Source organism: Streptomyces sp. RB17 (genome assembly GCF_009604455.1).
Classification (GTDB): Bacteria; Actinomycetota; Actinomycetes; order Streptomycetales; family Streptomycetaceae; genus Streptomyces.
On the sequence record NZ_WEGL01000008.1, the window covers coordinates 248,672 to 269,617 of the forward strand.

Genomic DNA, 20,946 nt, shown 5'->3' on the forward strand with positions numbered 1-20,946 from the left:
AACCGGCCCGTCTGCGTGAACCTGCCTGTGCCGGGGCATACGCATCTCCGACCCTCTCGATCATGACGGGCCACGGCGAGGCCCCCAAGCGTGGGAGGTAGGTACGTGACCAGCGCGTTGTTCAGGACGAAGAACATCGAGCAGTCCATCCAGGACACCGAGGAACCGGAGCATTCGCTCAGGAAGTCCCTCTCCGCGCTCGACCTGACCGTCTTCGGCGTCGGTGTCATCATCGGCACCGGCATCTTCGTCCTCACCGGACAGGTCGCCAAGAACAACGCCGGCCCGGCGGTGTCCCTGGCCTTCGTGGTGGCGGGCGTGGTCTGCGCGCTCGCCGCCCTCTGCTACGCCGAGTTCGCGTCCACGGTCCCCGTGGCGGGCTCGGCGTACACGTTCAGCTACGCCTCCCTGGGCGAGCTGCCCGCCTGGATCATCGGCTGGGACCTGGTCCTGGAGTTCGCGCTCGGCACGGCGGTGGTGGCGGTCGGCTGGTCCGGGTACATCCGCTCCCTGATGGACAACGTCGGCTGGCATCTGCCGGACTATCTGGCCAGCCGGGACACCGCCTCCGGCTTCGGCTTCGACATCCTCGCCGCCGCCCTGGTGCTGGTGCTCACCGGCATCCTCGTCCTCGGCATGAAACTGTCGGCCCGGATCACCTCGCTCGTCGTCGCCATCAAGGTGGTCGTCGTGCTCATCGTGATCATCGCGGGTGCCTTCTTCATCACGGGCAGCAACTACTCGCCGTTCATCCCCAAGCCCCAGCCGGTGCCCGCCGGCGGCAATCTCAGGGCCCCGCTGATCCAGCTGATGTTCGGCTGGGCGCCCGCCAACTTCGGCGTGATGGGCATCTTCACGGCCGCCTCGGTGGTGTTCTTCGCCTTCATCGGCTTCGACATCGTCGCCACCGCCGCCGAGGAGACCCGCAACCCGCAGCGGGACATGCCGCGCGGCATCCTCGGCTCCCTGCTCATCTGCACCGTGCTGTACGTCGCCGTCTCCCTCGTCGTCGTCGGCATGGAGAAGTACTCCAAGCTGTCCGTGGAGGCCCCGCTCGCCGACGCCTTCAAGGCCATCGGGCACCCCTGGTTCGCGGGTGTGATCAGTTTCGGCGCCGCCGTCGGCCTGACCACCGTGTGCATGATCCTGCTGCTCGGCCAGACCCGGGTGTTCTTCGCGATGAGCCGCGACGGACTGCTGCCGCGCTTCTTCTCCCGCGTCCACCCGCGCTTCCGCACCCCGCACCGGCCGACCGTCCTGCTCGGCGTGATCATCGCGATCGTCTCCGGTTTCACCAGCCTGAGCGAGCTCGCCGAACTGGTGAACATCGGAACGCTCTTCGCGTTCGTCGTCGTCGCGATCAGCGTGATCATCCTGCGCCGGACCCGCCCGGACCTGCCGCGCGCCTTCCGCACCCCGTGGGTGCCGGTCATCCCGGTCCTGTCGGTGTGCGCCTCGCTGTGGCTGATGCTCAACCTGCCGGCCGAGACCTGGCTGCGGTTCGCCATCTGGATGGTGATCGGTTTCGCCGTCTACTTCTTCTACGGCCGCACCCACAGCCGGCTGGCCGCGGGCGGGCGGACCGCCACCGGAGAGACCCGGCGGCCGTCCGCCGGAAACACTCCGTAACCGTCTTCACCGGGCGGCTGCTGATTCCGGCCCCGCATGTCCCGCTGCGGCCGGGGCCACGGGTCCGGACAACGTGCTCTCCGTGCCCCATGCCCGCCGCCCCACTCGCCCCGCACGGACCGTGGTCACGAGGACCGGCACCCGGACGGCGTACCGGACGCGTCTGCTGCCCCCGCGCGGTGCCGGCCTGCGCTCGGCCCGGTCCTCTGCGGCCTTCTGGGCTCTCGGCCGATCCCCGTGGGCTCGCCGGGCTCGGGGCCCGGTCCCGTGGGGCGCCCAGGCTCTCGGGCCCGCGCCGACGTCGGGCTCGGCGCTGTGTCGTGCGGGTGTCGGGTCGGGTGCTGTGTCGTGCGGGTGTCGGGTCGTGCTGTGCCGTGTGGGTGTCGGGTCGGGTGCTGTCCCGTACGGCCGCCGGGCTCGGTGCAGTGCCGTACGAACCTCGGGTTCGGCGTCGCACCGATGGACGATGGGCTCGGTGCAGTGCCGTACGAACCTCGGGTTCGGCGTCGCACCGATGGACGACGGGCCCGGCGCAGTGCCGTACGAACCTCGGGTTCGGCGTCGCACCGATGGACGATGGGCCCGGTGCAGTGCCGTACGAACCTCGGGTTTGGCGTCGCACCGATGGACGACGGGCCCGGTGCAGTGCCGTACCGCCGCAGGGTCAGCCTCCCAGGACCGTGCGGGGGCCCGTGACCTGGGCGCCGTGTTCCTGGACGCGGCGGCGCAGTTCGCGGTCCGCCGTGACGACCAGGCACGGACGTGCACCGGCCGCCGCCGCGAGGTGCACGATGCGGTCGTCGCCGCTGCCGGGCGCATCCTCGACGCGCACCCCGGGCACCGGCTCCACCCCCCGGGCCGCACCCTCCACCACCAGGACCAGCTCCAGCGGACCGGGCAGGCCGGCCACGCCGGACCGGGCGAGGGGCGCCAGCCGGTCGCGCAGACGCTCGGCGGCGCCGCGCCGGTCGCGCCACCAGCCGTCGGGCACCGACCCGACGACGTTCGCGCCGTCGACGATGAGCAGGGGGAGGGGCTCGTGCCCAGCCCCCGGAGTGTCCCTCATATCGGTAACAGCCCTGTTCTGCCGTGTTCCTGGCGGACTCAGTCTGTCACGGGTCCGCTCGCCCACCGCCGGGTGATCTCGGCGATCGCGGCGGCGGCGCGCTCGGCGGGCCGCCCGCCCGAACGCACCTCGGGGGAGAACTCGACGTGCAGGAACGGCACATGGTCGGCGTCGGCGGTCTGCCCCTGCACGTTCGTGCGGCCCTCCAGCGGACAGGAGCGCGCCCAGGCCCTGCACACCCGGAAGCCGTGGCCGCGCAGGGCGTCGGCCAGGCCGCGACCGTCCGGCCGGCCCGCGGACCCGGCACCGGTGGAGGCGACCACGTCGTAGCCGGGCACGGCGGAGGCGGCGAAGCCGTGCAGCTGGATCCCCGGCATCCCGCGGCGGGCCAGCTCGGCGCAGATGGCGTGGAAAACGGTGTCCCGGCGGTGCGCCACATCGGCGGAATTGCCGACTCCGGCTTTGCGATGTGCTCCCGCGATCACCAGGACCCCGCCGGGCGAGCCGCGCAGCACCCGTACGCCCAACTGCTCGGTGCCCAGATCGAAGCCGGGGTGCGGGACCTGTACCGACCAGCTCGGGCGGTGGTCCAGATCCAGGTAGACCCGGCCCCAGCCGCGCGGGGTCGCGGCGGAGTCGGTGCGGTCGGCCACCTCGGCATAGCGGTGGCCGGAGGGCCGGTCGACGACCGTGCGCACGGTGAAGTCCCGCTGTGAGAGTCGCTGTTCCGCTTGTGCGCGGTGTCCGTCGAGCAACAGGCCGACGGCCGCGGCGATGTCCTCGCGGTCGGCCCGGCCGGGCGGCAGATAGCCCCCGCCGGGGCCGAACCGGCTCGTGTAGTCCGCCACCTCGCGCGCCAGGTCGATCTGCCCGGTCCCCTTCGGAACGGTCCTGCGCGCGTCGTCCGCGGTGCCGGCCGGGGTGCGGAGCAGGACGGTCAGACCCGCCGCGAGGCCGACGGCGACCAGCAGCAGTGTTGCGATCGTTATGAGACGTGAGCGATGGGCTCTCATGGTTGTATCAAGATATCCCGGTGAACAGACGCCGTAGCCGGACCCTGCTGTCCCTGCTGACCCCGCTCTCCCTCCTCGCCGCCGTCTCCGGATGCGGACTCCTCTCCGACGACGCCGGCGCCTCGGGTGGCGGGCGCTCCTTCACCGTCGCGGCCGCCGGGGACATCCTCATGCACCCCGAGCTGGTCGACCAGGCGCGCAAGGACGCGAAGCGCACCGGCAAGGGCGTGGACGGAATGGACTTCGGGCCGATGATGGCCGGGATCAAGCCGCTGATCAGCAAGGCCGACCTGGCGATCTGTCACTTCGAGCCGGTGATGGGCCCGGCGCAGGGCCCGTTCGAGGGCTTCCCTGACTTCCAGGTGCCGCCGCAGCAGGCGAGGACCATCAAGGACATCGGTTACGACACCTGTTCCACCGCCTCCAACCACACCCTCGACCACGGCTACGACGGAGTGAAGCGCACCCTCGACGCCCTGGACGCCGCAGGCCTCAAGCACACCGGCTCCGCCCGCACCGCGAAGGAGGCGAACACCCCGCTGATCATGGACGTCAAGGGCGTCAAGGTCGCGCAGATCTCCTTCGCCTACGGCTTCAACGAGCCGCACACGCTGCCCAAGGACAAGCCCTGGCTGGCCAACGAGCAGGACCTCGGCCGCATCAAGGCCGCCGAGCAGCGGGCCCGCAAGGCCGGTGCCGAGGTGGTGATCCTCTCCCTGCACTGGGGCCGAGAGCACCATCCGGAGCCGTCCGCCTCGCAGATCTCCTTCGCCCGGCAGATCGCCCGCAACACCGGGATCAACCTGGTCATCGGCCATCACGCGCACGTCGTGGAGCCGATGGAGAAGGTCGACGGGACCTGGATCTCCTACGGGCTCGGCAACCAGATCGCCCGGCACGAGGTGCCGACGGGCCTGACCGAGGAGGGCGTGATCGCCTGGTTCACGTTCACCGAGCACGGCACGGGCCACTGGGACGTCCAGCCGCGCTTCGAGCCGACGCTGCTGACGATCCCGCCGGACGCCGAGAACGTCCGGGACGGCGGCACCGCCGCCTACACGGACGACGACGTGCGGGACTACCGGCTGCTGGACGTGCCGGCCGTGCTCCGCGACGACCACGACCTCTCCGACGCCCTGAAGGCCCGGCTGCGGCTGGCCTTCGAGCGCACCGAGGGCACCCTGCTGAACCGCGGCGCGGCCCAGGACGGGCTGAAGGCGCTCACCCCGCTGCCCGCATAGGCGGCCCGAACATACGGGGCATTTGTCGGAACTTGTCCGCCGGTTGCTCGATGTTGCCCAGATCACGCCGGACTTACTGCAACTTAATGCCCCTCTTATCTGTCTGAGATTTTCGGGTGCGGTCTTACCGTCGGCGCGCCCCGGACCGTATGCACGAGAGGACACCTCCCTTGGCGTCACCGCCCCCGGCGCGGCAGCACCGAGCCCGCCGCCGAGCCGACATGTCGCTGATAGGGGGCATCCGCCCGCCGATCGCGGTGCTCTCGGTGCTGCTGCTGACGCTCGCCAGTTTCACCGACCTGGTACTGGGCCGTGTCGACGACGCCGGCGTGCCGAAGGCCGTGCTGACGTCCCAGCAGCACTACGCCGAGGACGGTGCCATCGCGCTGCGCGCCTCCATCGACGAGTCCGTCAAGGACGTCAGCCGCTCCGCCGCGCTGTTCAGCGCCGGGCAGCCGGTCTCGGGCGACGCCGTCCTCGACAAGCTCGGCAGCACCTACGAGAAGTGGACGGGCACCGCCGTCGTGGAGGTCCGCTCCGGCAAGCTGGTCGCGGCCCGCGGCGAGACGGTGCCGCTGACCGACGTGGACCTGTCCTCGCTCAGTGGCGACGGCGGGCTGGCCCCGCGCATGGTCCGGCTGAAGAACGGCGAGGGACGGCTGCTGTCCTTCGGGCTGCTGTCCTGGCCGGGCAAGCCGCAGTTGCTGCTGGTGGCGTCCACGACCCTGAAGTTCCCCGGCATCAGTCTCGGTCCGTTCCGCTCGATCGCCGTGGTCGACTCGGGCGGCACGATCCTCAGCAGCGACGGCATCGCCGATCCCGCGTCGGCGCGCAACAGCATCGACCGCAAGGACATCACGGAATCCCGCAAGCAGCTGACGGCCTTCGCCGGGCAGGCCGCCCGCCGCGCGCAGCAGGATCCCCGCAGCAGCAAGGACCCGGGCAGCGGCGGCTACCAGGGCGTCAGCGGCAGCCTCCTCGGCGGCAAGCTGCTCGGCGACCGGTCCGTCGCCGGGTACGCCACACTCGCCGCCGCCGAGCCGGGCGAGACCACCACCGCCACCGGGCTCGGCCTCTCCGTGGTCGCCATGGTCAAGGTGACCGAGAAGTCCGGCGGGGCCCGGTCCCCGGTCTTCGGGCTGGCGGCGGGCGCCGCGCTGCTCGTCGTCGGCACCCTGGCCGTGGCGGTGCTGCTGGGCACCGTGCAGCGCCCGCTCATCCGGCTGTTCCTGGAGTCCCGCCGGCTCACCCGCGGCGATCTGACCCGGCCCGTCACCGTCCCCGGCTACGGCGAGGCCCACCGCATCGGCGGCGCGCTGGAACGGCTGCGCCGGCAGCTGATGGGCGAGAGTGCCGAGTCCACCGGAGAGCCCGAACGCCCGCGCGGCCTGCGCCGGGTGGGCACCGGCGCCCTCCTCGCGGTCTGCGCCGTGCTGCTGCTGGCCTGGTCCGCGCCGCTGATGCTGCTGGTCAACCGGGCCGACAACACCGCCGAGATACCCCGGCAGCTCGTCAACGACCAGCGTGAACGCACCGACACGCTCAGCGACCGGGTGCGCCGCGCGCTCAACGAGGGCGACGTCGACCTGCAGTCGGTCGCGTCCCTGATCGGCGACAAGACCTCGCCCGGGGCCATGGAGGAGGTGCTGGAGCGCACCTACAACGAGAACAAGCGCTACCGCTCCCTCTACGTCGTCGACTCATCCGGCGAGATCAAGGTCCGCGAGGGCAAGGACCCCAAGGTGATCCGGAGGAACCGCGTCTCCGACAGGCCCCTGCGGCTGCTGGGCCGCGGCGGCAAGGAGCCCGTGGTCGTCGCCTCCGCCGAGATCCCCGGCCGGGACGGGGACCGCCTGGTCGGCGAGTTCCGCCCCGAGTTCCTCAACGCGCTGCTGAACCGGCCGGGCCTCGGCGTGGTCCGGCTCGTGGACGACCGGAACAAGGTCATCGCCGGCAACACCGGTTTCCTCGCCTTCCAGTCGCTGCCCGACCAGCGCCTGCGGGACCTCGCCGAGGCCAGCGCCCAGCGGCTCGGCAAGAAACCGCGGCCCAACAGCGTGCTCTACCGCGACAACGGGCTGCGGATCGCCGCCGCCGCTTCGTTCTCCGGCGGCGGCTCGGCCGAGTCGCTGCACTTCAGCGTGGTCAGCTGGGAGCCCGTCGACCGGCTCGCCATCCCGGAGTTCGACACCCAGAACCGCACCGTCCTCGCCGGTCTGCTCGGCGCCGCCGCGGCCGTCGCCTGCCTGGGCTGGCTGCACATCGTCGTGGCCCGGCCGCTGCGCAGCCTCGCCGACCGGGCGGAGGCCCTCGCCGCCGGCGACCGCAAGACCGTGCTCTTCCCGCAGCACCACGACGAGGTCGGCGCCGTCACCCGCTCCCTGGAACTCCTTCGGCAGCAGCTGCAGGACCAGCGCAAGCAGCAGCCCCGCCGCACCTCTCCGCCCCGGCCCCCGGCCCCGCGGCGGAACCCGCCGGAGCAGCACGCGCCCGAGCAGCACGCGCCGACGTCGTACCCGGACCCGTACCCGCCCCGGCAGTACCCGCCCCAGCAGTACACAAGGAACTGATCACCCGTGCTCTTCCTCTACACCGTGCTGCTGGTCTGCTGCGCGATACTGCTCGCCGCGGGCGTCGTGGAACAGCGGCGGCACTTCGTCAACCTGGACACCATCCCCACCCGGGTCCTGGTCAACGGCATCCGCGGCAAGTCCTCCATCACCCGGCTGTGCGCGGGCGCCCTGCGCGGCGGCGACCTGGTCACCGTCGCCAAGACCACCGGCACCGCGGCCCGGTTCATCCACCCGGACGCCACCGAGGAACCGGTCTACCGCAAGTTCGGCATCGCCAACGTGGTCGAGCAGATCGGCATCGTGCGGCGCGCCGCCGCGTACAAGCCGGACGCGCTGGTCATCGAGTGCATGGCCGTCATGCCGGCCCTGCAGGAGATCAACCAGTCCAAGCTGATCCGCTCCACCATCGGCGTGCTGTGCAACGTCCGCGAGGACCACCTCGCCGAGATGGGCCCCACCCTGGACGACGTGGCGCGCTCGCTGTGCCGCTCGATGCCCGAGGACGGCATCTGCGTCACCGCCGAGAAGGACCGCTTCCACATCCTCCAGGAGGAGGCGGACGCCCGTAACTGCAAGCTGATCTACGCCGACCCGCAGACGGTCACCGACGAGGAGCTGCGCGGCTTCAGCTGGTTCACCTTCAAGGAGAACGTGGCCATCGCCCTCACCGTCGCCGAACTCCTCGGCGTGGACCGCGAGACGGCCCTGCAGGGCATGTACGACGCCCCGCCGGACCCCGGTGTCCTCTCCGTCGAGCGCTATCTGACGCCCGAGGGCAAGAAGCTGCGCTTCGCCAACGTCTTCGCGGCCAACGACCCCGAGTCGACGCTGATGAACATCAACCAGCTGCTCGACCTCGGCGCCATCCACCGCCCGCTCAACGTGGTCATCAACTGCCGCCCCGACCGCGTCGAACGCAACGGGCAGATGGGCGAGATCATCCCCGACCTGGACCCCGAGCGCGTCTTCGTCATCGGCCACCCGGCCAAGTCCGCCATCGACGCGATCCCCGCCGAGTTCCGCTCGCGCGCCGTGGATCTCGGCGGCGACAAGCGCGACCCCGAGGAGTTCATGCACAAGATGCTGGACATGCTCGGCGCGGACTCGTCGATGGTCGCGATCGGCAACATCCACGGCCAGGGCGAGATCCTGCTGGAACACCTCGCCGAACTGCCGCCGGACGACAGCGACGAGCCGGCCGCCGCGGCTCCGGCCGGCCGGACCGAGCCGGCCCCCGCCAAGGTCGACAACTCCGAGACCATGCAGCTGTACGCGCCCCGCATCGACCCGTACCAGCACTACCCGGAGGCGTACGAGGCGCGCTACGCGCAGCACCAGCAGCCATACGTCCCCCAGGTCCCGGCGCACCAGGCCCGGTACGAGCAGGCGCCGTCCCACGCCTCCTCGTACGACACCGGGACCGAGCCGCAGCCGTACCACGGCGGCCGGCCCGTCCCCGCCGTGCCGCAGGCACCCGCCGACCGCGGCCGGGCGGCCGAACCGGACCGGTCCCGCGGGCTGTTCGAGCCCCGTGTCCCGCCCCAGCCTTCCGCCGACGACAGCCAGCAGTGGCACAGCCCAGGAGAACAGCGTTGATCCCCTCCGTCCTCACCCCCGAGATCGCCGCGATCGGCATCGGCCTGGGCCTGATGTTCTCGCTCATGTGCTACCTGACGACCAACCTGTCGCCGGGCGGCATGATCACCCCGGGCTGGCTGGCGCTCACCCTCATCGAGGACCTCCAGCGCGCCGCGCTCGTCCTCGGCGTGACCGTGCTGACGTACCTCGCCACGCTGCTCATGCAGAAGTTCGTGATCCTGTACGGCAAGCGGCTCTTCGCGGCCGTCGTGCTCAGCGGTGTGCTGATCCAGGCCACCGTGATCATCGTGCTGCAGATGGAGTTCCCGCTGCTGTACGCCAACCAGACGCTCGGCTTCATCGTCCCGGGCCTGGTCGGCTACCAGCTGGTCCGCCAGCCCAAGGGCGCGACCCTGCTGTCCGTCGGCACGGTCACCCTCGCCACCTATGTGGTGCTGACCGCCGGCATCCTCCTGGGCGCCATGCCGTCCGCCTGAACCCGCCCGTATCCGAAGCATTCCTGGAGCCCCCACCATGCCGAAGCGCAAAGGCCGGCCCGTCGTCCACACGGTGACGGTCCTGGCGCTGCTCGCGGGCAGCGCCTACTTCACCTACGCACTGCGCCAGGACGAGCAGGCGAAGCTCCCGGCCGCCCAGACCATCACCGAGAACCTGCACAGCTCGGGCGGGGCGACCGGCAAGCAGACCTGGGAACGGCTGAACAACCCGGCGCGCTCGGTGCTGCGCGACGGCAAGGGCGCGGTCATCGCCACCTTCACCGACGGCGCCCGCACCGCCACCCTCAAGGGCCCGACCCGCACCTTCAGCGAACCCGCCAACACCACCACCAAAGTGGTCACCGACGACTGGGTCCGCCTGATGCCGGAGACCTGGACCAAGGGTTCCGAGAAGCAGCAGTGGTTCAAGGACTGGTTCAAGCAGTACTACGGCAGCGAGGAGGACGACGTCTTCGCGTTCGCCTTCCAGTACATCGTGGGCGCACCGGCGAAGAAGGACGACCAGGGCATCCAGTACGCCGGGCACGCCACCTACGGCCCGCTCAAGGCCGACGGCGTCGACCGCTACGAACAGACCGACTTCTACGACTACCTGGGCATCCCGTACACCTTCCGGGACGGCGTCACCAAGTACCCGCAGAAGGACCGCCTGCGCGCCGTGGACTGCTCCGGCTATCTGCGCCTGGTCTACGGCTACCGGGCCCGCTACCCGCTGATGTCCGACAACGACCACGGCGACGGGCTGCCGCGCACCGCCGACGGCATGGCCCGCGGCAAGGAGGGCGTCGACATCATCAAGCTCCAGGGCCCGAGCCCCTGGTACACGCGGCCGCAGAACATCGACGTCCTCCAGCCCGGGGATCTGCTGTTCTTCAAGATGGACCACCGCACCGCCAACCACATGGACCACTCCGCGATCTACCTCGGCCCGGACACCGAGGGCCACAAGGTCTTCATCTCCAGCCGCAAGGAGCAGAACGGTCCCACGATCGGCGACCAGGGCGGTGTCTCGCGCCTCGACGGAAACGGTTTCTACGCCGGGCTGTTCCGCAGCGCGAAGCGGCTGTGACCAGGGGCGGCGAGGGTGTCCGTGCGGCCCGCGGCTAGAGTGAACCGGTGAACGGCGACTGGCTCCTGCGCGGCCGAGACGGCCGGCTCAGTGTCTACCAGCTGTCGGGCGACGCCGTCCTGTGCCGGGCGGAGCGCGAACCCGGCGGCCCCTGGACCACCCCGCGCACGGTGGGCGGCGAGCAGAAGCTGCACCCCGTCCTGGCGATCGGCCAGGGCACCGACGGTTACGCCCACCTGGTCTCCTGGCGGCCCACCGTCAAGGGCGAGTCGGGACTGGTCCACTCCACCCACTTCCGCCCGCGCCTCGCGGCCCTGGACTGGAACCCGCTCGGCCACCCCCTGAAGAAGGGCGACCGCACGGGCACGCCCGCGGTCGCCGTCGACGCCCAGGGCCGCGCCCATGTCTTCGTGCCCGACGGCCAGGGCGGGGTGCGGCTGCTCACGCAGAAGGAGAAGGGCGGCTGGGCGGCCTGGCGGGACCTGAAGGGCGAGAACGTGCGGGACGGTCTCGCGGCGGTGACGGGGGAGTCCGGCCGGGTGGAGCTGTACGCGGCCGGCCCCGACGCCATCCTGTACTGGCGCCAGGAGGAGCCGGGCGCCGAGCCGGTCCTGACGGAGTCCCTGCGCACCCCGGTCCGCCCGGGCACCCTCCACGCCCTCGCCACGTCCCCCGACAGCACGACCGTCTTCTACACCGACACGGGCGGCGACCTGTGCGCCTGGCGCCCCGGCGGCAAGCCGGCCGTCCTGCTGCCGGCCGCCGGTTCCGGCCCGGTCTCCGCCGTCCGCTGCGACCTCGACGGCCACGACTGCACCCTGCTCGCCCAGCGCTCGGCGAGCGGCCGCGTCGCCTTCGCCGCGTACCCCACCGAGCTGGAGTCGGCGGGCGCCTGGTGGACCGAGTCCGGCCCGCGACTGCCGGTGGACGCCAGGGTGTGCCTGACGACGGACCGGGACGACCGGGTCGTGGCGGCAACGTTGTCCCCGTCCACCGGCCAACTGCTGCTGACCCGCCGCAAGCCCGAGCCGGGACTGGCACTGGAGGCGTGGCGGCAGGTCTGAGTGCGCCATGATGGCCGGCGTGGACACCGAGACTCTGATCGACGCCTGGCGGCGTCTCCTCGCCGGCTCCGGAAAGACCTGGGTGCTGTTCGAGCACGGCACCTGCGTGGTGCTCGAACGGCCCACCGGGGACCTCGCCGCCCAAGCCACCGAGATCCTGCGCGAGTTCGGGCCGGTACGGGTGGGAGGCCCTGCGGGCGACTTCCGGGTGCTGGAACTGAAGAACGGCGAGGGCTGGCTGGTGACCGGCCATCACCCGGACGTCGTCACCTTCGTCCCGCCGGCCGACCCCGCCGATCCCACGCACCTGGCCGTCGGCATCCTCGGCCGCTCCCGGCGCGACCGCGACGGCACCGGGCTTCATGTCGTCCACGTCGAGGACGGGCGCCCGGCCGAGGCCTGAAAACGCCGATGCCCGGCACACCCATCGGTGCGCCGGGCATCGTACGACCGTACGCGGTGCCCTACGCCGGGACGCTCGCCACGCCCTGCGCCAGGAACTTCTTGCCGTTCACGCGCTCCGAGACGCCCTCGCGGTCCAGGTACGGCGTGATGCCGCCCAGGTGGAAGGGCCAGCCGGCGCCGGTGATCAGGCAGAGGTCGATGTCCTGGGCCTCGGCGACGACGCCCTCGTCGAGCATGAGCCCGATCTCCTGCGCCACCGCGTCCAGGACCCGGGCGCGCACCTGCTCCTCGGTCAGCACGACGTCGCCCTGCTTCAGCAGCGCGGCGACCTCCGGGTCCAGCTCCGGCTTGCCGCTGTCGTAGACGTAGAAGCCGCGCTTGCCCGCCTCCACGACCGCCTTGAGGTTCGGGGAGACCGTGAAGCGGTCCGGGAAGGCCCGGTTGAGGGTCTCCGAGACGTGCAGGCCGATCGCGGGACCGACCAGCTCCAGCAGGACGAGCGGGGACATCGGCAGGCCCAGCGGCTCGACGGCCTTCTCGGCGACGTCGACCGGGGTGCCCTCGTCGATGACGTTCTGGATCTCGCCCATGAAGCGGGTCAGGATGCGGTTCACGACGAACGCCGGGGCGTCCTTGACCAGAACCGCGGTCTTCTTCAGCTTCCTGGCGACGGCGAACGCGGTCGCGAGCGACGCGTCGTCGGTCTTCTCGCCGCGGACGATCTCCAGCAGCGGCAGCACCGCGACCGGGTTGAAGAAGTGGAAGCCGACGACCCGCTCGGGGTGCTTCAGCTTCGACGCCATCTCCGTCACCGACAGCGAGGAGGTGTTGGTCGCGAGGATCGCGTGCGCCGGGGCCACCGCCTCGACCTCCGCGAACACCTGCTGCTTGACGCCGATCTCCTCGAACACGGCCTCGATGACGAAGTCCGCGTCGGAGAAGCCCTCGGCCTTGTCCAGCACACCGGTGACCAGCGCCTTGAGGCGGTTGGCCTTGTCCTGGTTGATCCGGCCCTTACCGAGCAGCTTCTCGATCTCGGCGTGGACGTAGCCCACACCCTTGTCGACGCGCTCCTGGTCGATGTCGGTCAGCACGACCGGCACCTCCAGGCGGCGGAGGAAGAGGAGGGCGAGCTGCGAGGCCATCAGGCCCGCGCCGACGACGCCGACCTTGGTGACCGGTCGGGCCAGGTTCTTGTCCGGGGCGCCGGCGGGACGCTTGGCGCGCTTCTGGACCAGGTTGAACGCGTAGAGCCCGGCGCGCAGTTCGCCGCTCATGATCAGGTCCGCGAGGGCCTGGTCCTCGGCGTCGTAGCCCTGCTGCAGGTCGCCGTTCTTGGCGGCGGCGATGATGTCGAGGGCGCGGTAGGCGGCCGGGGCCGCGCCGTGCACCTTGGAGTCGGCGATGAACCGGCCCTTGGCCACGGCCTGGTCCCAGCCCTCGCCGCGGTCGATCGCCGGGCGCTCGACCTGGACGTCGCCCTTGAGGACCTGCGCGGTCCACAGCAGCGACTGCTCCAGGAAGTCGGCGCCCTCGAAGAGCGCGTCGGCGATCCCGAGCTCGAAGACCTGCTTGCCCTTGAGCTGCTTGTTCTGGTTCAGCGAGTTCTCGATGATGACCGAGACGGCCTTGTCGGCGCCGATCAGGTTCGGCAGCAGGGTGCAGCCGCCCCAGCCGGGGACCAGGCCGAGGAAGACCTCGGGGAGCGAGAACGCCGGGACGGCCTTCGACACCGTGCGGTAGGTGCAGTGCAGACCGACCTCGACGCCGCCGCCCATCGCCGCGCCGTTGTAGTAGGCGAAGGTCGGCACGGCCAGGTCCGCCAGACGCTTGAAGACGTCGTGGCCGCCCTTGCCGATGGCGAGCGCGTGCTCGTGCTCCTTGAGGACCTCGACGCCCTTGAGGTCGGCGCCGACCGCGAAGATGAACGGCTTGCCGGTGATGCCGACGCCGACGATCCCGCCGTCCGCCGCCTCCTTCTCGACCTGGTCGATGGCGGTGTTCAGGTTCGCCAGCGAGCCGGGACCGAAGGTGGTCGGCTTGGTGTGGTCGAAACCGTTGTCGAGCGTGATCAGCGCGAAGCGGCCGGCGCCGAACGGCAGGTCGAGGTGGCGTACGTGCGCACTGGTGACGACCTCGTCGGGGAACTGCTGTGCGGCCTGCTTCAGAAGCTCGGCGGTGGTGCTCACTTGTCCCCCTCGAAGTGCGGGTTCTCCCAGATGACCGTCGCGCCCATGCCGAAGCCGACGCACATGGTGGTCAGGCCGTAGCGGACGTCTCGCTGCTCCTCGAACTGGCGGGCCAGCTGCGTCATCAGCCGGACGCCGGAGGAGGCCAGCGGGTGACCGAAGGCGATGGCGCCGCCGTACTGGTTGACGCGCTCGTCGTCGTCCGCGATGCCGTAGTGGTCGAGGAAGGCCAGGACCTGGACGGCGAAGGCCTCGTTGATCTCGAACAGACCGATGTCGGAGATCGACAGGCCCGCCTTGGCGAGGGCCTTCTCCGTCGCCGGGATCGGGCCGTAACCCATGACCTCGGGCTCCACGCCCGCGAAGGCGTAGGAGACGAGCCGCATCTTGACCGGCAGGCCGTTCTCGCGGGCGAAGTCCTCGGAGGCGATGATCGAGGCGGTGGCGCCGTCGTTCAGACCGGCCGCGTTGCCGGCGGTGACCCGGCCGTGCACGCGGAACGGCGTCTTCAGGCCCGACAGGTTCTCCAGGGTCGTACCCGGGCGCATCGGCTCGTCGGCGGTGACCAGGCCCCAGCCGGTCTCGCCGGCCTCCGGGTTGGTCCGGCGCACCGAGATCGGCACCAGGTCCTGCTGGATCTTGCCGTTGGCGTACGCCTTGGCGGCCTTCTCCTGCGAGCGCACCGCGTACTCGTCGGCACGCAGCTTGGTGATGTGCGGGTAGCGGTCGTGCAGGTTCTCCGCGGTCATGCCCATGAACAGGGCGGACTCGTCGACCAGCTTCTCGGAGACGAACCGCGGGTTCGGGTCCACGCCCTCGCCCATCGGGTGGCGGCCCATGTGCTCCACACCACCGGCGATGACGGCGTCGTAGGCACCGAAGGCGATCGAACCGGCGGTGGTCGTCACGGCGGTCAGCGCGCCGGCACACATGCGGTCGATGGAGTAACCGGGCACGGACTGCGGCAGCCCGGCGAGGATGCCGGCCGTACGGCCCAGGGTCAGACCCTGGTCACCGATCTGCGTGGTCGCGGCGATGGCGACCTCGTCGATCTTCTTCGGGTCCAGGCCGGGGTTGCGGCGCAGCAGCTCCCGGATCGCCTTCACGACAAGGTCGTCGGCGCGGGTCTCGTGGTAGATGCCCTTCGGGCCCGCCTTGCCGAACGGGGTGCGGACGCCGTCGACGAAGACGACGTCCCTGACGGTACGAGGCACGATGGCTCTCCTCCAGGGTGCGGGACGCTGAGCGCTTGCTCACGCCCATGCTACTTGCGAGTAATGTAGCTGCCCAGCCCCCACCACTGGAGCGGCGAAGGTCACACCACGGCGGTGCGCCGGTATGGCTTGATCTGATCGTGCCGGTGGCGCCCCGCAAGGTGGTCATCAAGCTCTACGGCGGTCAGGCACCCTGGTTCTTGGCCAGCGCAGCGACCAACACCGGCGTCACCAGCTCCACCTGCCACGCCCGCGCGCCGTACCCCGCCAGTGCGGTCGCCACGGACCCGGCGTCCACCGCCTTCGGCGGCTCCCAGCAGATCCGCCGGACCGAGTCCGGGGACACCAGATTCTCCTGAGGCAGGTTGAGCTGCTCGGCGAGAGCCGTCACGCCCGCCCGGGCCGCGGACAGCCGGGCCGCGGCGGCGGGATCCTTGTCGGCCCAGGCCCGCGGCGGCGGCGGCCCGGTCACGGTCTGACCCGGCTGAGGCAGCGCAACGTCCGGAAGGGCCCTGGCCCGGTCCACCGCCGCCTGCCACTGCTCCAGCTGCCGCCGCCCCATCCGGTGCCCGAACCCGTTCAGCTGGGCCAGGGCATGCACAGTGGCCGGAAGCGCGAGCGACGCCTCGACGATCGCGGCGTCGCTGAGCACCTTGCCCGGCGACACATCCCGCCGCTGCGCGATCCGGTCCCGCGTCTCCCACAGCTCCCGTACGACACCGAGCTGCCGGCGCCTGCGCACCTTGTGCATCCCGGACGTGCGGCGCCACGGGTCCTTCCGCGGCTCGGCCGGCGGCGCGGCCGCGATCGCGGTGAACTCCTGCAGGGCCCACTCCAGCTTGCCCTGGCGGTCCAGCTCCTTCTCCAGGGCGTCGCGCAGGTCGACGAGGAGCTCCACGTCGAGCGCGGCGTACCTGAGCCACGGCTCGGGGAGCGGCCGGGTCGACCAGTCGACGGCCGAGTGGCCCTTCTCCAGGACGAAGCCGAGCACGTTCTCGACCATGGCGCCGAGGCCGACCCGGGGGAACCCGGCGAGCCGGCCGGCCAGCTCGGTGTCGAAGAGCCGGGTCGGGACCATGCCTATGTCGCGCAGGCAGGGCAGGTCCTGGGTGGCGGCGTGCAGCACCCATTCGACGCCGGACAGCGCCTCGCCGAGCCCGGACAGGTCGGGGCAGGCCACGGGGTCGATCAGTGCGGTCCCGGCGCCCTCGCGGCGCAGCTGCACCAGATAGGCGCGCTGGCCGTAGCGGTACCCGGAGGCGCGTTCGGCGTCGACGGCGACCGGGCCGGAGCCGGCGGCGAAGGCGGCGACCACCTTGGCGAGCGCGGCGTCGTCGGCGACGACGGGAGGAATGCCCTCGCGGGGCTCGAGAAGCGGTGTCGGCGCCCCCAGCACAGAAGATCCGGCGTCGTCCGGAGGAGTGCCTCCGGTGGTGCGCAGGGAGCTGTCTGCTGCGGTGTCTTGGGCGTCGGTCACCTGTCAAGGGTATCCGTGTGTCGACGGCGCCCGCCGACGGAACGTTCCGTCGACGGGCACCGGAGGGTCGTAAACCAGTCAGGCCGGTGACAGGCGCGGTTCATGTGAGTGAACGGTGCGCTGCTCCGAACGGCTCGATGGGCGGCTCGACGAGCGGTTCGGGGAACAGCTCGGTGATCGCTTCGGTAACGGGCTCGGTGATGGGCTCGTGGATGGGCTCGGGATCGGCTCAGTGGATGATGCCCGTGCGCAGGGCCACGGCCACCATGCCGGCCCGGTCGCCCGTGCCGAGCTTGCGGGCGATGCGGGCGAGGTGGCTCTTGACGGTCAGCGCGGACAGGCCCATGGAGACGCCGATCGCCTTGTTCGACTGGCCCTCCGCGACCAGTCGCAGCACCTCGACCTCACGGCCGGACAGCTCGCGGTAGCCGCCCGGGTGGCTCGGGGCACCCGGGGGGCGGCGGTGCATCCGGGCGGCGCCGAGGGGAGCGGCGCCGGGCCGGGTGGGCAGTCCGAGGTTGGTTCGGGTGCCGGTGACGACGTAACCCTTGACGCCGCCGGCCAGGGCGTTGCGCACCGCGCCGATGTCATCGGCGGCGGACAGCGCCAGCCCGTTGGGCCAGCCCGCGGCGCGGGTCTCGGACAGCAGGGTCAGGCCGGAGCCGTCGGGCAGGTGGACGTCGGCGACGCAGATGTCGCGCGGATTGCCGATGCGGGGACGAGCCTCCGCGATGGACGAGGCCTCGATGACATCGCGCACGCCGAGCGCCCACAGATGGCGGGTGACGGTGGAACGGACGCGCGGGTCGGCCACGACCACCATGGCGGTCGGCTTGTTCGGGCGGTAGGCGACCAGGCTTGCGGGCTGCTCGAGGAGAACGGACACCAGGCCTCCTGGGGTGGGGGGACGGGGCCGGCTTGTGGGGAGGAAGCCGGGACGAACCGTGCTTTCTAGGTCACAGTCGTCTTCGGCAGCAAACTCGTCCGCCTTTAGAGAATGATCACGATCTAGTGAGTAACAATCTGTGCAATTCGGACACGCGATCGATCATCCGAAGATCGAATCGGTTCGAGCGAGTGCTATTCGGGGTCGGAAAGTGGCCGTATCGACAAAGAGGTGGTCAATAAGGCGCCCATGCGGATGAACCGTCGGTCCGACGGCCTCGCTCACCGTGACTGCGGGCCCCTGCGCTGTGGCAGCGTCACCACCGAGGCATCGCCCGGACCGGCCGGCGGCAGCCCCGCGACCTGGGCCAGCAGATCGCACCAGGATGCCAGGTGGGAGGCGGTGTCGGGCACTCCGCCGAGGCCCTCGCGGGGTGTCCAGGACGCCCGGATCTCGATCTGCGAGGCCGACGGCCGCTCGGCCAGCCCGCCGAAGTAGTGCGAGCTCGCGCGCGTGATCGTCCCGCTCGGCTCGCCGTAGCCGAGCCCGCGCGCCTGCAGCGCTCCGGTCAGCCACGACCAGCACACCTCGGGCAGCAGCGGATCGACGGCCATCTCCGGCTCCAGCTCCGCGCGCACCAGCGTCACCAGCCGGAAGGTGCCGCGCCAGGCATCGTGACCCGCCGGATCGTGCAGCAGCACCAGCCGCCCGTCGGCCAGCTCCTGCTCACCGTCCACCACCACGGCCTCCAGCGCGTACGCGTGGGGGGCGAGCCGCTGCGGGGCGGGCGTGGGCTCCACCTCGACCTGCGGCCGCAGCCGGCTGCTGCGCAGGGCGTCGACCGCGGCCCGGAACGCCGGCGGGTCCGGAGTACCGGAGCGCCGGTCCGCCTCCTCGGTGTCCTTCACGTCGTCCATTCCGTCAGCGCTGTCCGACATTCGTCCGTGAGCCGCAGCCATGCCGGGAAGAGTAAGGGGAACGGGGCCTTCGTGCAGGGCAAGACACCACCGCGAGCACGTGGCCACGGGCACCCGGCCCGGCTCCCGGCCGGCACCCGGTCCGGGGGCAGGTCGCATCCGGCGGCATGCGAAACTTGGCCCGTGACCGCCAACACCAGCATGCAGCCGACAGCGACGTACGACAGCGCCTTCCTCAAGGCGTGCAGGCGCGAACCCGTGCCGCACACCCCCGTGTGGTTCATGCGCCAGGCCGGCCGCTCCCTGCCCGAGTACCGCAAGGTGCGCGAGGGAATCCCGATGCTGGAGTCCTGCATGCGGCCCGAGCTGGTCACGGAGATCACGCTGCAGCCGGTGCGCCGGCACCACGTGGACGCGGCGATCTACTACAGCGACATCGTCGTCCCGCTGAAGGCCATCGGCCTCGGCCTCGACATCGAGCCGGGCGTCGGCCCGGTCGTCGAGGAGCCCATCCGAACCCGCGCCGACCTGGCCCGGCTGCGCGACCTCACGCCCGAGGACGTCCCCTACGTCACCGAGGCGATCGGCCTGCTCACCAGGGAGCTGGGGTCGACCCCGCTGATCGGTTTCGCCGGCGCGCCTTTCACCCTCGCGAGCTACCTCGTCGAGGGCGGTCCCTCTCGCACGTTCGAGAACGCCAAGGCGATGATGTACGGCGACCCCGAGCTGTGGGCCGACCTGCTGGACCGCCTGGCCGACATCACGGCCGCCTTCCTGAAGGTGCAGATCGAGGCCGGCGTCAGCGCGGTCCAGCTGTTCGACTCCTGGGTCGGAGCCCTCGCCCCGGCGGACTACCGGCGCTCGGCCATGCCCGCCTCCGCGAAGGTCTTCGAGGCCGTCTCCGGCTACGGCGTCCCGCGCATCCACTTCGGTGTCGGCACCGGGGAGCTGCTGCGGCTCATGGGCGAGGCCGGCGCGGACGTCGTCGGCGTCGACTGGCGCGTCCCGCTGGACGAGGCGCACCGCCGCGTCGGGCCCGGCAGGGCGCTCCAGGGCAACCTCGACCCGACGGTCCTGTTCACCGACAAGGACACCGTCGAGGCCCAGGCCCGCGAGGTGCTGGACGCGGCCGCCGGCCTGGAGGGCCATGTCTTCAACCTCGGCCACGGCGTCATGCCGAACACCGACCCGGACGCGCTGACCCGGCTCGTGGACTACGTCCACACCGCGACCGCGCGCTGACTCACCACGTGTAGCGGGGCCGCGCCCGCCTGCCGAACAGCAGGCCGCGCGGCTCCGGCGGGGGCGGCGTGCCGGGCTTGAGCGGCCAGGCCAGCAGCATGCCCGCGACGAATCCGACCACGTGCGCCGCGTACGCCACCGTGCCCGCCCCGGACACGGCGTGCCCGGACGAGTAGACGGCCTGCAGCACGAACCAGAAGCCCAGCACCAGCCAGGCGGGCAGCCGCAACGGCAGGAAGATCAGGAACGGCACGAGGACCCACACCCGCGCCGTCGGCCACAGCACGATGTAGGCGCCGAGCACCCCCGCGATCGCGCCGGACGCGCCGATCAGCGGGTCGCCCGAGGTGGCGTTGAGCAGCGCGAAGCCGTATCCGGCCGCGTAGCCGCAGACGACGTAGAAGAGGAAGAAGCGGATGTGGCCCATCCGGTCCTCGACGTTGTTGCCGAAGATCAGCAGGAAGAGCATGTTCCCGAGCAGGTGCAGCCAGCTGCCGTGCAGGAACATCGCCGTGAGGACCGACAGCGGCGGTGACTTGTCGTAGCGGGGCGGGGCCACCACGCAGCCCGGACCGTGCGGTCCGACGCCCACCTGTCCGGTCGGGACCAGCCGCGGCATCTGATGGTGGATCAGCTCCCGCGGGACCGCCGCGTACTGATCCATGAAGGCCTGCAGATGGCACAGCTGCGCCAGGTCGCTGCCGCCGGTCACCGAACCGGCTATGCCGGGCATGCTGACGAACACGAGCACGTTCGCGGCGATGAGGGCGTACGTCACCCACGGGGTGCGACGCACCGGGTTCACGTCATGGACGGGGATGACCACACAGAAGTAGTGCCCGGGATACGGCGGGCGAATCGGTGA

17 protein-coding genes are annotated in these 20,946 nt (G+C 71.3%); 9 read left to right on the plus strand and 8 right to left on the minus strand.

Annotation, left to right across the window (positions count from 1 at the left end):
• The first annotated feature begins 105 nt into the window (after positions 1-105).
• Positions 106-1,629, plus strand: a complete 1,524-nt coding sequence (locus SRB17_RS32465; RefSeq protein ID WP_323376559.1) for an amino acid permease — start codon at positions 106-108, stop codon at positions 1,627-1,629.
• 664 nt (positions 1,630-2,293) lie between these two features.
• Here SRB17_RS32465 and SRB17_RS32470 read toward each other — a convergent pair.
• Positions 2,294-2,695, minus strand: coding sequence for an NTP pyrophosphohydrolase (locus SRB17_RS32470; RefSeq protein WP_153543739.1), 402 nt, complete (start codon positions 2,693-2,695; stop codon positions 2,294-2,296).
• 38 nt (positions 2,696-2,733) lie between these two features.
• Complete coding sequence (locus SRB17_RS32475) at positions 2,734-3,708, minus strand: hypothetical protein (RefSeq protein ID WP_153543740.1); 975 nt, start codon at positions 3,706-3,708, stop codon at positions 2,734-2,736.
• 20 nt (positions 3,709-3,728) lie between these two features.
• Here SRB17_RS32475 and SRB17_RS32480 point away from each other — a divergent pair, with 20 nt between their 5' ends.
• From SRB17_RS32480 to SRB17_RS32510, 7 genes are all read left to right on the plus strand, one after another.
• Positions 3,729-4,949 (plus strand): CapA family protein, encoded by a 1,221-nt coding sequence (locus SRB17_RS32480; RefSeq protein WP_323376560.1) that lies wholly within the window; start codon positions 3,729-3,731, stop codon positions 4,947-4,949.
• Between the two features lie 221 nt (positions 4,950-5,170).
• A complete protein-coding gene (locus SRB17_RS32485) occupies positions 5,171-7,519 on the plus strand; it encodes a HAMP domain-containing protein (protein WP_153543741.1) in 2,349 nt (782 codons plus the stop codon).
• A gap of 6 nt (positions 7,520-7,525) precedes the next feature.
• A complete protein-coding gene (gene pgsB / locus SRB17_RS32490; protein ID WP_323376561.1) occupies positions 7,526-9,118 on the plus strand; it encodes a poly-gamma-glutamate synthase PgsB in 1,593 nt (530 codons plus the stop codon).
• Positions 9,115-9,597 (plus strand): poly-gamma-glutamate biosynthesis protein PgsC/CapC, encoded by a 483-nt coding sequence (locus SRB17_RS32495; RefSeq protein WP_153543742.1) that lies wholly within the window; start codon positions 9,115-9,117, stop codon positions 9,595-9,597. Before pgsB ends, SRB17_RS32495 begins: the two co-directional genes overlap by 4 nt.
• A gap of 37 nt (positions 9,598-9,634) precedes the next feature.
• Positions 9,635-10,687, plus strand: coding sequence for an NlpC/P60 family protein (locus SRB17_RS32500; RefSeq protein ID WP_153543743.1), 1,053 nt, complete (start codon positions 9,635-9,637; stop codon positions 10,685-10,687).
• 47 nt (positions 10,688-10,734) lie between these two features.
• Positions 10,735-11,751: a hypothetical protein gene (locus SRB17_RS32505; protein ID WP_323376562.1), complete on the plus strand. Its 1,017-nt coding sequence runs from the start codon at positions 10,735-10,737 to the stop codon at positions 11,749-11,751.
• Positions 11,752-11,761: 10 nt separating this feature from the next.
• Positions 11,762-12,154 (plus strand): hypothetical protein, encoded by a 393-nt coding sequence (locus SRB17_RS32510; RefSeq protein WP_153544117.1) that lies wholly within the window; start codon positions 11,762-11,764, stop codon positions 12,152-12,154.
• Positions 12,155-12,215: 61 nt separating this feature from the next.
• Here the strand turns inward: SRB17_RS32510 and SRB17_RS32515 are convergent, their stop codons facing one another.
• The 5 genes from SRB17_RS32515 to SRB17_RS32535 all read right to left on the minus strand — a co-directional run bounded on the left by SRB17_RS32515 (position 12,216) and on the right by SRB17_RS32535 (position 18,881).
• A complete protein-coding gene (locus tag SRB17_RS32515) occupies positions 12,216-14,345 on the minus strand; it encodes a 3-hydroxyacyl-CoA dehydrogenase NAD-binding domain-containing protein (protein ID WP_323376563.1) in 2,130 nt (709 codons plus the stop codon).
• Positions 14,342-15,559 (minus strand): acetyl-CoA C-acyltransferase, encoded by a 1,218-nt coding sequence (locus SRB17_RS32520; protein ID WP_323376564.1) that lies wholly within the window; start codon positions 15,557-15,559, stop codon positions 14,342-14,344. Before SRB17_RS32520 ends, SRB17_RS32515 begins: the two co-directional genes overlap by 4 nt.
• Positions 15,560-15,743: 184 nt before the next feature.
• A complete protein-coding gene (locus SRB17_RS32525; protein ID WP_323376565.1) occupies positions 15,744-17,036 on the minus strand; it encodes a ribonuclease D in 1,293 nt (430 codons plus the stop codon).
• A 229-nt stretch (positions 17,037-17,265) separates the two neighbouring features.
• Positions 17,266-17,922, minus strand: a complete 657-nt coding sequence (locus SRB17_RS32530; RefSeq protein WP_055709811.1) for a response regulator transcription factor — start codon at positions 17,920-17,922, stop codon at positions 17,266-17,268.
• Between the two features lie 281 nt (positions 17,923-18,203).
• A complete protein-coding gene (locus SRB17_RS32535; protein ID WP_153543745.1) occupies positions 18,204-18,881 on the minus strand; it encodes a DUF3000 domain-containing protein in 678 nt (225 codons plus the stop codon).
• Between the two features lie 159 nt (positions 18,882-19,040).
• Here SRB17_RS32535 and hemE point away from each other — a divergent pair, with 159 nt between their 5' ends.
• Positions 19,041-20,081, plus strand: a complete 1,041-nt coding sequence (gene hemE, locus SRB17_RS32540) for a uroporphyrinogen decarboxylase (protein ID WP_153544123.1) — start codon at positions 19,041-19,043, stop codon at positions 20,079-20,081.
• Position 20,082: 1 nt separating this feature from the next.
• On the opposite strand, the gene SRB17_RS32545 is transcribed toward hemE, so the two are convergent.
• Positions 20,083-20,907: a rhomboid family intramembrane serine protease gene (locus SRB17_RS32545; RefSeq protein ID WP_323376567.1), complete on the minus strand. Its 825-nt coding sequence runs from the start codon at positions 20,905-20,907 to the stop codon at positions 20,083-20,085.
• Positions 20,908-20,946 lie beyond the last annotated feature (39 nt).

Bases quoted from the DNA above. Each gene is read 5' to 3' on its own strand.
- hemE (WP_153544123.1), top strand. From the start codon at position 19,041: ATGCAGCCGACAGCGACGTACGACAGCGCCTTCCTCAAGGCGTGCAGG.
- SRB17_RS32500 (WP_153543743.1), top strand. From the start codon at position 9,635: ATGCCGAAGCGCAAAGGCCGGCCCGTCGTCCACACGGTGACGGTCCTG.
- SRB17_RS32470 (WP_153543739.1), bottom strand. From the start codon at position 2,695: ATGAGGGACACTCCGGGGGCTGGGCACGAGCCCCTCCCCCTGCTCATC.
- SRB17_RS32535 (WP_153543745.1), bottom strand. From the start codon at position 18,881: ATGGCTGCGGCTCACGGACGAATGTCGGACAGCGCTGACGGAATGGAC.
- SRB17_RS32475 (WP_153543740.1), bottom strand. From the start codon at position 3,708: ATGAGAGCCCATCGCTCACGTCTCATAACGATCGCAACACTGCTGCTG.
- SRB17_RS32510 (WP_153544117.1), top strand. From the start codon at position 11,762: ATGGCCGGCGTGGACACCGAGACTCTGATCGACGCCTGGCGGCGTCTC.
- SRB17_RS32485 (WP_153543741.1), top strand. From the start codon at position 5,171: ATGTCGCTGATAGGGGGCATCCGCCCGCCGATCGCGGTGCTCTCGGTG.